Below are 15,762 nucleotides of genomic sequence, written 5' to 3' on the forward strand. Positions count from 1 at the left end.
CCTCGTTTCATCAGATGCGGTCCTGGTGTAGTCAAGCATCATGAGAGCTTTCGACGATGCCACCAGACGGAATATCGCAGAGGCCTGCGCGGCCTTCGCGCGGCTGCCTGATGAGGCCGAACCGTCGGCGCTGAAGCGCGCCGCGGTCGTGCTAGCGCTGACTGAATCCAGTGACGGCGACGACACGGCCTTCCTGCTCACCAGGCGTGCATCGAGCTTGCGTGCGCATCGCGGCCAATGGGCGCTGCCGGGCGGGCGCTGCGACGCGGCGAGACGCCGGTCGAGGCGCGCTGCGCGAGCTCGATGAAGAGCTCGCGCTCAAGCTTTCAGCCGACGCGGTGCTCGGCCTGCTCGACGACTATCCGACCCGCTCGGGCTATCTGATCACGCCGGTCGTGGTGTGGGCCGCCGACAGTGCCGCGATCAACCCGAATCCGGACGAGGTCGCCTCCGTCCATCGCATCGCGCTCGACACGATCGAGCATGACGACGCCTTCGATTTCACCGCGATCCCCGAAAGCACGCGCCGGGTGATCCGCTTCCATCACCAGATGAGCCTGATCCACGCGCCGACGGCGGCGCTGATCTACCAGTCCGCGAGGTGCTGGCGGGGCGTCACACCCGCGTCACCGACCTGGAACAGCCGGTGTTCGCCTGGAAATGAGATGGTAAACGGCGTGTTAACGTGACGGTTACCGGATGCCTGCTAAGAGGGCAGCATGCATCACTCGATTCGAAATTCTCTGGCGTTGGTTCCGTTCGCGTTTCTCCTGCTCGCGCCCACCGCGCGTGGCGGCGAGGCCGATGCGCTGCCGCCGGCCGTCCGCAACGCCAATGCGCAGCTGCTGTCGCAGTTCTTCGCGCAAGGTGGGGCGTCTGCTGCCGTGCTCGAATATCGCCGCAAGCTCGGGGAATATCAGGCGGCGCGCGCGGCCTTCGACGAGGAGGCCGGCGCCTATTGGAGCCAGATCTCGGAGAAGCGGAAAGGGCGCAACGCCAAGCGGCGCAACGGCCAGCAGGTCACGCTCGACGATTACGTGCTGGAGCACCCGCCGCTCTATAACGGGCCGAAGCGGCCGGTGAACCCGGAGCCGGAGGAGACGCCGGAGCGTCCCACCAGGAAGCCGATTCCCGTCGTCGCCGATCTCCTGCGCGCGGCGCAGGAGCTCTACCAGTTCACGCCGCAGCGCCCGTCCAACGAGCTCGAGTTCAAGCGCGCCTATGCGCGCTACGCGCTCGGCTCGGGGCTGACGCGCGAGCAGGCGGTGCGGGTCTATTCGTTCGAGACCGGCGGCACCGGCAGCTACGACGTGCAGGCCGGCATCGAGCATGGCGGCAAGCGCGCGATCTCGACCGCGATCGGCTACAACCAGCTCTTGACCACCAACAGCGTCGAGCTGCTGGCCGAGCAGGGCCATGAATTCATCCGCGCGCTCTCCGACAAGGTGGCGCGGACCTCCGGGCCGGCGCGCCAGTCGCTCGAGCACAAGCTCGCCGTGCTGAAGAAAATGGTGGCGCATGCGAAGTCGGTGCCCGACACCTGGTCGGAGCACGAGAAGATCGGCAACACCGCGCAGGGCTGGGCCATGCATGCCATGGTGCTCGACGTCGATGTCGGGCCGATGCTGCAGACCCACAAGCTCCTGACGTCGGTGCTGTTCGCGCGCGCCAAGGGCTTCACCCGTCCGCTCAGCGCCGCCGAGCTCGAGATGATGAACCTCACCGGCGACGGCACCGGGCTCGACATGGTGACGATGCCGCAGGCGATGCGCGAGCAGGTGCCGACCTCGAACTTCTTCCAGCGCGGCGGCTACGAGCGCAACCCGGTCGCGATCCGCCACAACACGGTAGCCAAGCTGTTGGCGGTGACGGATACGCGGATGGACTCGAACAGCAGCAATGCCGGCGCGAGGGAATTGGCGGGGGCGTTTTAAGACGCTGTCTTTTGCACCTCTCCCCGCCTGCGGGAGAGGTCGAATTCGATCGCAGATCGAATTCGGGTGAGGGGGTACAGGTCCCTCGACAAATCTCATGCGCGGAGAGAAGCCCCTCACCCCAACCCTCTCCCCGTAAGAAAGGGGCGAGGGAGCGCACCGTCATCGCCGTCCTACTGGTCCGGCCCGAACTTGAACTTGCCGTCGCCTTCGAGATACGGGCCGCTGCGCATGTAGAGCTGGCCGTTGTGGCCGATGAAGAACAGCGTGCCCTTCGGCACCTTCTTGGCGCCCTTCAAGAGCTCGCCGGCGTTGCTGGTGCCCATCCTGTAGGAAAAGGTCTTGCCTTCCTTGTCATAGGCATAGCCCGTGTCGGGCTTGAGCTCCCACGGCGTTGCCGGGGCTTGCGCGCATGCGGGCGCGGCAAATGCGCCGAGCACGGCTACAAGTGCAAACGTCTTCGTTGAAAATGCCATCATCCATCCTCCCCATCGTTGGGGCATCCGTTTTGAACAAATCACGAACGGTGTGTCCGGGTCAATTTGCGATAGCGCCGCGGCGCAGCACGTCCTGCCCAGCAGTTTGTGATTTTCCCTTCGTCCCCGCGCGACTATGTTCCGCTTTCAGTCTAGAACGCAATTCGACAAAAATATTGGTGGGGGTGATTCGGATGAAGCATGTGATGAGAGTTTGCCCGGCTGCCGCGCTGCTGCTGACAATGCTGGCGCCGGCCGCCAGGGCCGATGACTACCAGCTCAGCCACAACCAGCGCATTTCCTGCAGCCGCGGCCTTGCCCCGGGCAAGCTGAACACCGCGACCTGCAAGTCCTACACCTATCTCTTCAACACCAAGACCTCGGAATATTTCCGTTGCCAGGTCTCGCTGGCGCTGACCCGCGACAACAAGGAGGTCATCAACGTCCAGACCGACGGCGGCTGCACCAAGAAGCCGCGCATCTTCGAGACCGACGGCAAGTACGATTTCGACGCGACCGAGACCGAGCCGCCGAACACCAACTCGTTCTTCGGCCCCGGCGGCTATTCGATCTGGGCCGCCGACGTCACCGCGCAGAAGGTGCGCGGCTGCATCACCATCTCCTCCGGCCTCGGCTCCGACATCTCCAAGTGCCTGGACATGACGTTCCAGTGATACTGCGCCGTGACGCGCGCTTGATCGTCGCCCCGTAGAAGGTGAGCTCCCTCGCCCGCTTGCGGGGGAGGGTTGGGGAGAGGGTGTTGCCGCAACGGGATAATCCCCAGGAGGAGAAAGCCCTCACCCGTCGCCTTCGGCGCGACCTCTCCCGCAAGTGGGAGAGGTTACATCGAGTCCAGCGGCACGAGTTCTTGACCCTCACTCGGGTTCGCTCGCATCCGCCTGCGCCACCTCGCCGCACCGGCCGGTTCCCAAAAAGTCGAGCCGGAACGGCCGTTTACCGCAGTGCTGTTTTGCCTTTTGGATGGGTTGACCCGCATCCCTCATCCGGCCAATTTCGCGGCCGGTTTGGGGAGTACAACAACCATGAAACGGACGATTTTCGGCGCGGCCGCGGCTCTTGCTCTGGCGGCGTCGGTACCTTGCGCGCATGCGCAGTCTTTCATCAACGTGCTGACCGGTGGCACCTCCGGCGTCTACTATCCGCTCGGCGTCGCGATCGGGAAGATCTACGGCGACAAGATTCCGAACGTGAAGACGCAGGTGCAGGCCACCAAGGCGTCGGTCGAGAATTTGATCCTGCTGCAGCAGGGCCGCGGCGAGCTGGCGTTCACGCTGGGCGACTCGCTCAAGGCTGCCTGGGATGGCGAGGAGGAAGCCGGCTTCAAGAACAAGCTGGACAAGCTGCGCACCATCGGCGCGATCTATCCGAACTACATCCAGATCGTCGCGACCGCCGAGAGCGGCATCAAGACGCTGGCCGACCTCAAGGGCAAGAGCCTGTCGGTCGGCGCGCCCAAATCGGGCACCGAGCTGAATTCCCGCGCGATCCTGGCGGCGGCTGGCATGAGCTACAAGGACCTCGGCAAGGTCGAATATCTGCCCTTCGCCGAATCCGTCGACCTCATGAAGAACCGCCAGCTGGGCGCGACGCTGCAGTCGGCCGGCCTTGGCGTCGCTTCGCTGAAGGACCTCTCGACCTCGGCCTCGATCACCGTGGTGTCGGTGCCGAAGGAGACCGTGGACAAGATCGGCCCGCCCTTCATCTCCGCGACCATTCCGGCCAACACCTATACCGGTCAGGACAAGGACGTGCCGACCGCGGCCGTGGTGAACTATCTCGTCACCAGCTCGGCGGTGTCGGATGATCTCGCCTATCAGATGACAAAGCTGGTCTACGAGTCGCTGCCCGAGCTCGCCAACGCGCACGCCGCCGGCAAGGAGATCAAGCTCGAGACCGCCGCCACCGGCAGCCCGGTTCCGCTGCATCCCGGCGCGATCCGCTATTACAAGGAAAAAGGGCTGATCAAGTAAGTTCGGCTCTCGCAGTAGGCGTCATGGCCGGGCTTGTCCCGGCCATCCACGTTCTATGGGCAGGCGAGAAAGATCGTGGATGCCCGGGACAAGCCCGGGCATGACGGCGCGGGTGGACCGTGCCAAGCTATAAGCGCTGGACGGCTGAGGACGATTTAAAATGCTGGAAAAGACAGAGGGCACCGCGGCGGCGCCCATCAAGGTCGAGTTCGATAATTTCGAGCATGGTTTTCCGGAAGGCTTCGGCCCTGGCTGGTGGGGCACGCTCGCCTATTGGGTCGGCATCGCGTTCGCGACCTTCCAGCTCTATGTCGCCGCCTTCAATTATCTGCCGAGCCAGGTGGTGCGCGGCGTCCATGTCGGCTTCCTGGTCCTGCTCACCTTCGGACTGATCGCCAATTTCACCGCGAAGAGCAATGCGGGCCGTGCGCTCGGCTGGGTGATCGGCGCCGCCGGTTTCTTCTGCGGGCTCTATCAATGGATATTCTATGCCGATCTGATCGCGCGCGACGGCGATCCGACCAAGCTCGATCTCGCGGTCGGCACGCTGCTTGCCGTGCTGATCTTCGAGGGCACGCGGCGCCTGATGGGCGCGGCGCTGCCGCTGATGTGCGGCGCGTGCCTGCTCTACTGGTTCTTCGGGCAATACCTGCCGTCGCCGCTCAATCATCGCGGTTATGATTTCGACCAGATCGTCACGCATCTGTCGTTCGGCACCGAAGGCTTTTACGGCGTGCCGATCTACGTCTCGGCGACCTACATCTTCCTGTTCATCCTGTTCGGCTCGTTCCTGGAGCGCGCCGGCATGATCCAGCTCTTCACCGACGTCTCACTCGGCCTGTTCGGCCGCACCCGCGGCGGCCCTGCCAAGGTCGCGGTGTTCGCCTCGGGCATGATGGGCACGATCTCCGGCTCGGGCGTCGCCAACGTCGTCACCGTCGGCCAGTTCACCATCCCCCTCATGATCAAGTTCGGCTACCGCCGCGCCTTCGCCGCGGGCGTCGAGGCGACGGCCTCGATGGGCGGCCAGATCATGCCGCCGGTGATGGGTGCAGTCGCCTTCATCATGGCCGAGACGCTGGGCGTCCAGTACTCGGAGATCGTCAAGGCCGCTGCGATCCCCGCAATCCTCTATTTCGCCTCGGCGTTCTGGATGGTGCATCTGGAAGCCGGCAAGCACGGCCTCGTCGGCATGAAACGCTCGGAGATCCCGAGCGCGTGGAAGGCGCTGGTGACGCGCTGGTACCTCGTGCTCCCGCTCGCCGCTCTCGTCTACATGCTATTCGAAGGCTTTACGCCGCTTTATGCCGGCAGCATGGGCCTTGCGCTCACGGTGGCCCTGATCCTCGGCACCGCCATCACGACCGGCGCGTCCTCGAATGTGATCCGCACCATCTTCTGGGTCGGCCTCGCGCTGGTCGTCGCCGCGCTGTCGCGTGACGGCCTCCAGATCGTGCCGGTCGCGAGCGTCGTGGTCGGGCTGATCGTGATCACGGCCTTCATCCGCGGCGGGCTGAAGGCCTTGCGCGAGTGCCGCGATGCGCTGGCCGAGAGCGCCAAATCCGCCATCACCGTCGGCATGGCCTGCGCCATCGTCGGTGTCATCATCGGCATGATGTCGCAGACCGGCGTCGGCACCATCTTCGGCAGCTGGGTGATCGGGCTCGGCGAGAAAAGCCTGTTCCTGGCGCTGATCATGACCATGCTGCTGTCGATCCTGCTCGGCACCGGCATTCCGACCATCCCGACCTACATCATCACCGCCGCGCTGGCCGCGCCGGCGCTGGCGAAGTTAGGGGTGCCCCTGATCGCGAGCCACATGTTCGCGTTCTATTACGGCATCATGGCCGACCTCTCGCCGCCGGTGGCGCTCGCCGCGCTTGCGGCGGCGCCGATCGCGAAGGAGAATCCGGACAAGATCGGCTGGGAGGCGATGCGCATTGCGCTTGCCGGCTACGTCATTCCGTTCATCTTCGTCTATTCGCCTGCGCTGATGCTGCAGGCCGGCGATCCCATGGCGGCCAAGCTCGGCTTCTACGGCGCGGTGGCGCTCGCGAGCTTCAAGGCGCTGGTGGCGATCGCGCTGTTCGGCATGGTGGCGATCGGCTTCCTGTTCACGCGGCTGACGCTGCTCGAACGTGTGGTCGCGCTCGGCGCCGCGATGTGCCTGCTCGGCGATTTCGCCTTCAGCGACACCGCGGGCTTCGTGCTCTCGGCTGCGCTGGTGCTGTGGCAGTGGCGGCAGCGCCCGCCGGCAGCAGTCGAGGCGGTGTGAGCCTCTGCTTCGCAACAGCGGGAGGCGTGAAGGCGCTCGCGCTGTCCGCCTTCACGCTGGTGTGGACGCATTCGATCGCCAGGGTCGACTGGCAGGAAGACTGGCGCGTGACGCCCGCCGGCCTTGAGCTGGTGCAGGCCCGCGTCAAAGGCACCGGGCCCGGAATGGAGCCGCCACCCGAGGCGCGGCTGGTCGACGGCTGGTTTCAATGGCAACCGAAACGCGCGCCGATGCCGGAGGTGGTGCTGGGCAATTCCGGCGCGGCAGGAGAATGGCGGCTGTGCCATCACGGTACGTGCCAGACGCTTTCGGAGATTGTCGGCCATCCCATCGGTGCTAACGTCACCACGATGAAGATTTGCAGCGATCCGTAGCCCGCCACGCCCGGGCTACAATCAGAACAACAACACGGGAGAGACGCGATGGATCGGCTCAAGGGCAAGGTTGCGATGGTGGTTGGCGCCGGCTCGATCGGGCCGGGCTGGGGCAATGGCAAGGCGACCGCGGTGACTTTCGCGCGTCAGGGTGCGCAGGTGTTTTGCGTCGACCGCAACGGCGCGGCGGCCGAGGAGACCGCGAAGATCATCACCGGCGAAGGCGGCAAGGCGGCGGCCTTCACCGCCGACGTCGCGCGGCCTGCCGAAATCGAGGCGATGGTCGCTTCGTGCCTCAAGGCCTATGGCCGCATCGACGTGCTCGACAACAATGTCGGCATCGCCGAGATGGGCAGCGTGGTCGAGGTCACCGAGGAGAGCTGGGACCGCGTCTTCAGCGTCAACCTCAAGAGCGCCTATTTCGCCATGAAGCACGTCATCCCCGTGATGGTGAAGCAGGGCGGCGGCTCGATCATCAACATCTCCTCGATCGCCTCGATCCGCCACATGGGCATCTCCTACGTCACCTACGGCACCTCGAAGGCGGCGATGAATCAGATGACGCGCACCACCGCGATCGAGTTCGCGCGCCATCATGTCCGGGTGAACGCGATCCTGCCCGGCCTGATGAAGACGCCGATGGTGGAGCATTCGGCGGGCCTCGCCAGCAGCTACGCCAAGGGCGACGTGGAAGCGATGTGGCGCGCCCGCGACGCGCAGGTGCCGATGGGGCATATGGGCGATGCCTGGGACGTCGCGAATGCGGCGCTGTTTTTGGCGTCGGACGAGTCGAAATATGTGACGGGGATCGAGCTCGTGGTCGACGGCGGGATCACGTGCAAGGCGGGGGCGTAGCCCCAATCTCCGCTGTCGTCCCGGGGCGCGCAAAGCGCGAACCCGGGACCCATAACCACAGGGAGAAGTCGTCGCGCGAGCTGGTAACTCCGAGTCTTCGCCAAACCACTCCCTGTGGCTATGGATCCCGGATCGGCGCTTCGCTTCGCTGCGCTTGTCCGGACGACAGTGGAGTGTTTGGCGCCCTACTGCGCCAGCGCCAGAATCCCGCCGGCAAACGAATGCCACGCCGCGGTCTCGCTGATCGGCCAGTTCAGGAACTTCACCGCCAGCATCGCGAGCGTGCCGTAGATGTAGACCGGGTGCACGCGGCCCTCAGTGCGCCAGTCGCGCACCATGGCGACGACGAGCAGCAGCGAGGCGACCACTGCCGGGGCGATCGTGACCGGCACCGGCGGCGGGCCGGGCGGTCCGGGAGGGGCGAGGAAGGTCAGGAACCAGCGCGCGATCGCGGCATCGAGGATCGAGACCGCGGCGAGCAGCATCAGGCGCTTGTGAAGCTCGGGCCTGCGCGTGTTCATGATCGCGAGCACGAACACGATGGCGAAGAACGCGATGCCGCTCATCGGCACGATCGAGAAGGCGATGCCGGCGTCGGTCTGCCCGAGCGCCGCGGCGTGCTTCATCGACGTGACCGAGGCGAGGAAGCCGAAGATCGTCATCGCGGTCGCAAGCGACACGCCGGCGATGCCGAGCGCGCGGTGATTGACCACGCGGCCAGAAGCCGCGAGCCAGGTCTGGAGCACGAAATAAAGCGTCCAGGTGAAGAACAACAATCCGTGAAAATGAATCACCGGGCTTGCGGAAAATGTCCGGTGGACGAGCGGCATCCAATATGTCGGTGCGAAGCCGAGGAATGCAGTGGCCGCGCAGGCCAGGGCCATGTGGAGATAAAAATATCGTGCAGGCGACGCATCACGCGCGCGTACACGACGGTCGTCGATCAAGGTCGTCATCAGGAATGTGTCTACGACGACACCATCAGGTTCAACGCCGGATCGCTTGTGTGATCTGGCGCACGTTGCCTATCCCCCGGCGCTCAACTCCGCGCGATCGAGCTCTTCCTCGACCCGGTGGAATGCATCGTCGCCGATCACTTCGGTATCGCGAAGGCCGAGGATCGACTTGCGCGCAGCCTCGATGGCGCGGAGGCGCAGCGCGTCGGCGGGGAGACGGCCGTGGGCGATTCCGCCGTCAGGATCGTCATCCGCCTGCATCAGGATGGCGCGGTATTCGAGCCGCAAGATTTCGGCTTCCTCCGAGGGATCGTCTTCGATCGCATCGAGCGCGGCGCGATAGGCGACCGCGCGGGCGCGCGCGACCTCGAGGCCGACGGGATCGTCGTCCTTGAGGCCGAAGGCCAGGATCAGCGGGCGCAGGGTCAGGCCCTGGATGATCAGTGAGCCCAGCACCACCGCGAAGGCGATGAAGACGATGAAGTCACGATAGGGAAAATTCTCGGGCAGGGCGAACGCGGTGGCGAGCGTGACGAGCCCGCGCATACCGCACCAGGAGATGATGAGGCCGCCTTTCGGCGAGGCGACGGCCTTGGGATCCTTCGGATGATAGAGCCCGCGCGCGATCAGCACGCGCAGCGTGGTGCGGTAGAAGGTGATCCAGGCGAGCCGCACCAGCACCACCGTGAGCAGGATCCAGGCTGCGGCTACGCAATATTCCCAGCGCACTTCCGTATCCAGCCGCGTCCAGATCGGCCGCATCTGCATGCCGATCAGCATGAAGGCGAGCACGTTGAGGACGAACACGATCGTCTCCCACACCGCATAGGACGGCACCCGCAGCCGTGCCGGCATGCGCGCGCCCGCCGTGCGCGCGATGGTGATGGCGTAGACCACGATGGTGAGGATGCCGGAGAGGCCGAGATGCTCAGCCGCGATCCAGACCATGAAGGTGGTGGCGAACTGGACGATAATCGCGCTCGGCGCCTCCTTCACGCGTTCCAGGAACAGCGGGATGATGCGTCCCGCCAGAAGACCAGCGAGGACGCTGCCGACCAGCCCGAGCGCAATCGTCGGCGCGACCTCGCTCCATTTCAGGTGCTCCATAACGACCGCACCGACCGCGATGCGATAGATCAGCAGCGCGCTGGCGTCGTTGAGCAGGCTCTCGCCCTCCAGCACCTTCACCATCCGATAGGGCAGCTTCACCTGGCTCAGGATCGCAACCGCGGCTGCGGCATCCGGCGGTGCCACGATGGCGCCGAGCGCAATGGCCGCGGCCCAGGGCATGTCGGGCATCAGCCGGTGCGCGACGAAAGCCACGCCGATCGTAGTCAGGCCAACCGCGGCCACCACCAGGGTGGAGACCGGAACCCAGTTGTTGCGCAAATCGCGCAGCGAGGTGTCGAACGCGGCGTCCATCAGCACCGGTGCGACAAAAAGCGCCAAGGCAAGGTCGGGTTCGAGCGTCCAGGACGGGCTGTTCGGCACGAAAGCGATCAGGGCGCCGCCGATGGCCAGAAAGGTCGGGTAGGGGACCTTGATCCGACGCGCCGCCGCCGATAATGCAACGGCGCCGAGCAGAAGCGCGATGATCCATTCGAATGTCGACACGTCGATCCCCGAGACCAATTTGAGCGGCGCCACAAGCTAGCACCAATCCGGCCGTATGGTGGATAGTACGGCCTCAAGGCAAGACCGAAGACGACCTTCCGACTGCAACGAGCATGCGTTTTCAAAATCTCATTCAACTGGCAGGTGTCGTTCTGCTCTCCGCGCTCTCGCTCGCCGCAGCCCATGCCGCGACGGCGGCGAGCCGGCCGCGTCCGCCGGTCGATGTCGGCGCCATGCCTCGCGTGCCGCCGGTCGATGTCGCGCCATGCCTCGCGGCGACCGCGGCCGACGACATCGACAAGGCCGCCGCCGCCTGCGCGGCCGTGATCGACAACGAGAAGACGGCGAAGGCGGACCTGGTCAAGGCGCTGATCGCGCGCGGTGCGCTCTATGCGCGGCATGACCAGATCGACCGCGCGATCGCCGACGACAGCCGCGCGCTCCTGCTCGACCCCACGCTCGCCGATATCTTCAACGCGCGCGGCGAGCTCTGGCTGAAGAAGGGCGACAAGCCCAAGGCGGTGCAGGATTTCGGCGCTGCGCTCAAGATTGATCCGAACCACGAGAAGGCCAAGGCCAATCACAAGGCGATGGCGCGCGAGCTGGAGCGGATCGGGGCGCAGATGGCGGTCGCCGGCAAGCCCAGCTTCAACTGCGCCCGCGCATCCCGCGCCGTCGAGAAGGCGATCTGCGCGAGCCGCGAGCTCGCCGATCTCGACCGCGAGATCTACGGATCGCATTTGCGCGCCATCCGCGAAGCCCAGAGCCCGGCGGAGGCGCGCAAGATCCAGCACGAGCAGGACGAGTTCATCGCCCGGCGCAATGCTGGGTACGGCCGGCCGGGGTATGATCTGAAGAAGGCGATGCAGGAGCGGCTGCAGCGGATCAACGGCGTGGACGGGTATTGAGTGCCTCCTTCGCCTCTCCCCGCAAGCGGGGCGAGGGGGCGATGCGCCGGTGCATCCCTAACAGGTCCAAATTGAACCCATTCTTTTCCCGCCGCGACAATGGTGAAAACCTGATGTCACGGAGCCTTCCTGATGTGCGGCACGCCTTCTTCCGCGCAAACGTTCCCGTTTGCCAAGATCTCGCTGCGTAGCTTCCTCCTCGGCGCGGCGATGAGCCTGGCCCTTGCTGCTCCAGCCTCTGCCGCCGACTGCGTCATGGGCACCAAGGCCGCTCCGGCCGAGCTGATCCCGGCCTGCAGCGCCATCATCGACCAGGCTTCGAATTCGACGAGCGACCGTGCCGCGGCGCTGCTGGTGCGCGCCGACGCCAATGCGCGCACTTCGGGCGGCCTCACCCAGGCGCTGCGGGACATCGACCGCGCCATCGCGCTCGACGGCAAGAACGCAAAGGCCTGGCGCCTGCGCGGCGACTTGCTGCGCGAGGCCGGTGGCGACCTCAACCGTGCCGCTTCCGACCTCAGCAAGGCGATCGAGCTCGACCCGCAGGATGCGGAGGCCTACGAGCTGCGCGGCGTGGTCTATACCAGCCAGCGCCGGCTCGACCGGGCGCTTGCCGATTACGACCAGGCGATCAAGCTGAAGGGCGATTATGCGCAGGCCTGGTCCGACCGCGGCGTGACCTATTATCTCGGCGGCGACAACGAGAAGGCGATCCGCGATCTCAGCGAAGCGCTGCGGCTCGATCCGAACCGGCCGCGCAGCTACACCAATCGCGGCGCGGCCTACAAGAAGCTCGGCCAGCTCGACAAATCGGTCGCCGACGACGGCGAGGCGATCAGGCTCGATCCGAAAGTGCCGGAATATTACGACAATCGGGGCCTCTCGTTGGCCGCGATGGGCGAATACGACAAGGCGATCGCCGATTACGATCAGGCGCTGCGCCTCGTGCCGCGGCCGAACTTTTTCACCAACCGCGGCGATGCCTATCAGTACAAGGGCGAGTTTGGGGCGGCGCTCAGCGACTACGAGGCTGCGCTGAAACTCGATCCGAATTTCGCGCTGACCTACAACAATCGCGCCGTGCTCTACAAGAAGATGGGCGAGCGCAGGAATGCGCTGGCCGATTACGAAACCGCGCTGAAGCTCGATCCCGGCAACGAGAACGCCGCGAATGGCCGCCGCACCACGATGGCGGAGATCGCGAAGTTCGGCACCGAGGCGCCGCGTCCGCTCGCGGCGAATTCGGGCAATGGCCCGTCGTTCGATTGCGCGAGCGCCAAGCGCGAGGTCGAGAAGGTGATCTGCGCCGATCCGCAGCTCGGCATGCTCGATCGCCGGATCGCGGAGACCTATGAGCGCGTGCTGAAATCCCTGAACCGGCGCTCGGCGGATGATCTGCGCAAGTCCCAGCGCGATTTCCTCGTCACGCGCGATGCGAGCTTCCGCCGCCCCGGCTATGATCTGAAGAAGGTCATGCAGGATCGGTTGCAGCGGTTGAATGCGATGGAGGAGAGGGCTGAGAAGCCTCTACGCGCACACTGCGTTCCCTCCCCCCTTGCGGGGGAGGGTTAGGGAGAGGGGGAGCCACAAACTCTAGACTGAGTTCGTGGCCACCCCTCTCTCCCGCTCTCCCCCGCAAGGGGGGGAGAGGGCCCACCTTTGCTGTGGCTCCAGCTTGCCTCGATGGCCTTTCTTCCCGCCTACCAAAAGGCCCATCCTTTTCAGCTTGAACCGCGGCCCGTTCCCGGGAAAATAGCCCTCAAACAAGGCCGGCACTTGATCCGGGTCATGGCGGGACGTCCGTCGTGCCGCAAGGTCAGGGCCAGGCGAATAAAGGGAACGGGAGCGCGGAATGAACGCCCAGGGTGGAAGCAAGTATCACGAGGTCCATGCGCGCTCGCTGGCCGATCCGGAAGGGTTTTGGGCCGAGGCGGCCAAGGAGATCGACTGGATCGAGCCGCCGAAGAAGATCTTCGATGCCTCGCAAGGCGTCTACGGCCGCTGGTTCACCGGCGGCGTGGTCAACACCTGCTACAACGCGCTCGACCGCCATGTCGAACGCGGCCGCGCCGACCAGGTCGCGCTGATCCACGATTCGCCGCTGACCAGCAGCATCACCAAATTCACGTATGCGGAGTTGCTCGGCGAGGTGCAGGCGCTCGCCGCCGTGATGCAGGATTTCGGCGTCGCCAAGGGCGACCGCGTCATCCTTTATATGCCGATGGTGCCGGAAGCCGTGGTCGCGATGCTCGCCTGCGCGCGCATCGGCGCGGTGCACTCGGTGGTGTTCGGCGGCTTTGCGGCAAAGGAGCTCGCCACCCGCATCGACGACGCGCAGCCGAAGCTCATTCTCTCCGCGAGCTGCGGCATCGAGCCGGGCCGCATCGTGCAGTACAAGCCGCTGCTCGACGAGGCGATCAAGCTTGCGTCTGCGAAGCCCAAGGCCTGCATCGTGCTGCAACGTCCCCAGCTCGTCTGCGATCTCACACCCGGGCGCGATTATGATTGGGCAAGCCTGCGCCGCAAGGCGCTGAACGAAGGCAAGAAGGCGCCTTGCGTGCCCGTCGCCGCCACCGATCCGCTCTACATCCTCTACACCTCGGGCACCACGGGCATCCCCAAGGGCGTCGTGCGCGACAATGGCGGTCATCTCGTCGCGGTGAAATGGTCGATGTTCAACCTCTATGGCGTCAAGCCGGGCGAGGTCTGGTGGTGCGGCTCCGACATCGGCTGGGTGGTCGGCCACAGCTACATCATTTACGGCCCGCTGCTGCATGGCGCGACCTCGATCATGTATGAGGGCAAGCCGGTCGGCACGCCCGATGCCGGCGCGTTCTGGCGCGTCATCTCCGAGCACAAGGCGGTGGCGCTGTTCACCGCGCCGACCGCGTTCCGCGCCATTCGCAAGGAGGATCCGGACGGCAAGTTCATCCGACAATATGACCTGTCGACATTCCGCACGCTGTTCCTCGCCGGCGAGCGCGCCGATCCGCCGACGGTGGAGTGGGCGGAGCAGCAGCTGAAGGTGCCCGTGATCGATCATTGGTGGCAGACCGAAACCGGCTGGTGCATTGCCGGCAATCCGGTCGGCCTCGGCATGCTGCCGGTCAAGCACGGCTCGCCGACGGTGCCGATGCCGGGCTATCAGGTCGACGTCGTCGATGAAGCGGCAAGGCCGGTTGCTGCGAACACGATGGGTTCGATCGTCATCAAACTGCCGATGCCGCCGGGTTGCCTGCCGACGCTGTGGAATCAGGATGCGCGCTTCAAGGAGGCTTACCTCAGCGAATTCCCCGGCTATTACAAAACCTCGGACGCAGGCTACAAGGACGAGGACGGCTATGTCTTCGTGATGGGCCGCACCGACGACATCATCAATGTCGCTGGCCACAGGCTCTCCACCGGCGGCATGGAGGAGATCCTGGCCTCGCATCCTGACGTGGCCGAATGCGCCGTGCTGGGCGTCAAGGATGCGATCAAGGGCGAGGTGCCCTGCGGCTTCCTGGTGCTGAAAGCCGGCGTGAAGCGCACACCGAACGAGATCGAGAAGGAGATCGTCGCGCTGGTGCGCGAGCGGCTCGGCCCCGTCGCCGCCTTCAAGCTCGCCATCACCGTCGGCCGCCTGCCCAAGACCCGCTCCGGCAAGATCCTGCGCGGCACCATCAAGAAGATCGCCGATGGCGAGGCCTGGACCATGCCGGCCACGATCGAGGACCCCAAGGTGCTGGATGAGATCGGCGAGGCGCTGAAGGGGCGAGTGTGACGCGATCTCCGGCCGTCGTGCCACCGGGACGCCCCCGCCGCTCCAACCTCTGCTGTCATCACCCGCGAAAGCGGGTGATCCAGTACTCCGCGGCCGGAGTTGTGTGCTCCAATGCCCGCCGCGGAGTACTGGATTCCCCGCTTTCGCGGGGAATGACAGCGAGTGGGGAACGGCGTCCGGGACTTACAATCTCCTCATTCCGCGCTAAACAGGGCCGACCAATCGAGGACCTCGTATGCCACTCGCCACCGCGCCGCGCCTGCTTGCAGCCGTAGCTCTCGCCATCGCTCTTTCCGCCTGCTCGGCGCGCTACCAGACGCCGGTGGCGATGGGCGGCGACGATGACGATGCGGTGTGCCAGAGCCGCGGCTACGCCCAGGGCTCGCCCGAATATGTGGCCTGCCGCAAGGACCGCGACGTCCAGCGCAATGCCGCGACCGCCCGCGCCGACCGCCGCCAGCGCGATCTCGGCGAATATATGCTGAACCATCCCGAGCGGCCGTAATGTGAAGTGCCGCATCGTGCGCCCCGCATTCGGTCAGCGGCACCGCGAGAGGCATTGACGCCACGACATCGAGGGTGACGCTTCCACAAAACAAAAGCGCGGCAGGTTTCC

13 protein-coding genes and 1 pseudogene are annotated in these 15,762 nt (G+C 65.4%); 11 read left to right on the forward strand and 3 right to left on the reverse strand.

The features are described from left to right. Window positions 1-40: 40 nt before the first annotated feature. Together FOM02_RS33435 and FOM02_RS33440 are read left to right on the forward strand one after the other, a co-directional pair. Window positions 41-664: pseudogene (locus FOM02_RS33435) on the forward strand (NUDIX hydrolase). A gap of 55 nt (window positions 665-719) precedes the next feature. After that, entirely contained in the window at window positions 720-1,934 is a 1,215-nt protein-coding gene (locus FOM02_RS33440; RefSeq protein WP_027561425.1) for a hypothetical protein, read from the forward strand. A gap of 173 nt (window positions 1,935-2,107) precedes the next feature. Here the strand turns inward: FOM02_RS33440 and FOM02_RS33445 are convergent, their stop codons facing one another. Next, on the reverse strand, window positions 2,108-2,410 hold the full coding sequence (locus FOM02_RS33445) for a hypothetical protein (RefSeq protein ID WP_027561424.1): 303 nt from the start codon (window positions 2,408-2,410) through the stop codon (window positions 2,108-2,110). A 194-nt stretch (window positions 2,411-2,604) separates the two neighbouring features. On the opposite strand from FOM02_RS33445, the gene FOM02_RS33450 reads away from it, so the two are divergent. From FOM02_RS33450 to FOM02_RS33470, 5 genes are all read left to right on the forward strand, one after another. Next, the gene (locus FOM02_RS33450; protein ID WP_027561423.1) at window positions 2,605-3,084 is read left to right on the forward strand and encodes a hypothetical protein; all 480 of its coding nucleotides are present in this window, start codon (window positions 2,605-2,607) and stop codon (window positions 3,082-3,084) included. Between the two features lie 369 nt (window positions 3,085-3,453). Then, a complete protein-coding gene (locus FOM02_RS33455) occupies window positions 3,454-4,401 on the forward strand; it encodes a TAXI family TRAP transporter solute-binding subunit (protein WP_027561422.1) in 948 nt (315 codons plus the stop codon). A gap of 160 nt (window positions 4,402-4,561) precedes the next feature. After that, window positions 4,562-6,676: a TRAP transporter permease gene (locus tag FOM02_RS33460; protein WP_035730440.1), complete on the forward strand. Its 2,115-nt coding sequence runs from the start codon at window positions 4,562-4,564 to the stop codon at window positions 6,674-6,676. Beyond that, a complete protein-coding gene (locus FOM02_RS33465; protein WP_035730438.1) occupies window positions 6,637-7,050 on the forward strand; it encodes a DUF1850 domain-containing protein in 414 nt (137 codons plus the stop codon). Before FOM02_RS33460 ends, FOM02_RS33465 begins: the two co-directional genes overlap by 40 nt. A gap of 48 nt (window positions 7,051-7,098) precedes the next feature. Further along, on the forward strand, window positions 7,099-7,905 hold the full coding sequence (locus FOM02_RS33470) for an SDR family NAD(P)-dependent oxidoreductase (protein WP_027561419.1): 807 nt from the start codon (window positions 7,099-7,101) through the stop codon (window positions 7,903-7,905). A gap of 185 nt (window positions 7,906-8,090) precedes the next feature. Here the strand turns inward: FOM02_RS33470 and FOM02_RS33475 are convergent, their stop codons facing one another. Continuing rightward, window positions 8,091-8,861, reverse strand: coding sequence for a hypothetical protein (locus tag FOM02_RS33475; protein WP_027561418.1), 771 nt, complete (start codon window positions 8,859-8,861; stop codon window positions 8,091-8,093). Between the two features lie 69 nt (window positions 8,862-8,930). Further along, complete coding sequence (locus FOM02_RS33480; protein ID WP_084334590.1) at window positions 8,931-10,508, reverse strand: cation:proton antiporter; 1,578 nt, start codon at window positions 10,506-10,508, stop codon at window positions 8,931-8,933. Between the two features lie 80 nt (window positions 10,509-10,588). Between FOM02_RS33480 and FOM02_RS33485 the strand changes: the two genes are divergently transcribed. The 4 genes from FOM02_RS33485 (at window position 10,589) to FOM02_RS33500 (ending at window position 15,651) form a co-directional block, all read left to right on the forward strand. Further along, complete coding sequence (locus FOM02_RS33485; protein ID WP_265440616.1) at window positions 10,589-11,383, forward strand: tetratricopeptide repeat protein; 795 nt, start codon at window positions 10,589-10,591, stop codon at window positions 11,381-11,383. 132 nt (window positions 11,384-11,515) lie between these two features. Next, entirely contained in the window at window positions 11,516-12,955 is a 1,440-nt protein-coding gene (locus tag FOM02_RS33490; protein WP_084334588.1) for a tetratricopeptide repeat protein, read from the forward strand. Between the two features lie 280 nt (window positions 12,956-13,235). Continuing rightward, window positions 13,236-15,146, forward strand: a complete 1,911-nt coding sequence (locus tag FOM02_RS33495; RefSeq protein ID WP_027561415.1) for a propionyl-CoA synthetase — start codon at window positions 13,236-13,238, stop codon at window positions 15,144-15,146. 235 nt (window positions 15,147-15,381) lie between these two features. Continuing rightward, window positions 15,382-15,651 (forward strand): hypothetical protein, encoded by a 270-nt coding sequence (locus FOM02_RS33500; RefSeq protein ID WP_027561414.1) that lies wholly within the window; start codon window positions 15,382-15,384, stop codon window positions 15,649-15,651. Window positions 15,652-15,762: the final 111 nt, after the last annotated feature.

This window comes from Bradyrhizobium sp. SEMIA (genome assembly GCF_014844175.1).
Classification (GTDB): Bacteria; Pseudomonadota; Alphaproteobacteria; order Rhizobiales; family Xanthobacteraceae; genus Bradyrhizobium; species Bradyrhizobium arachidis.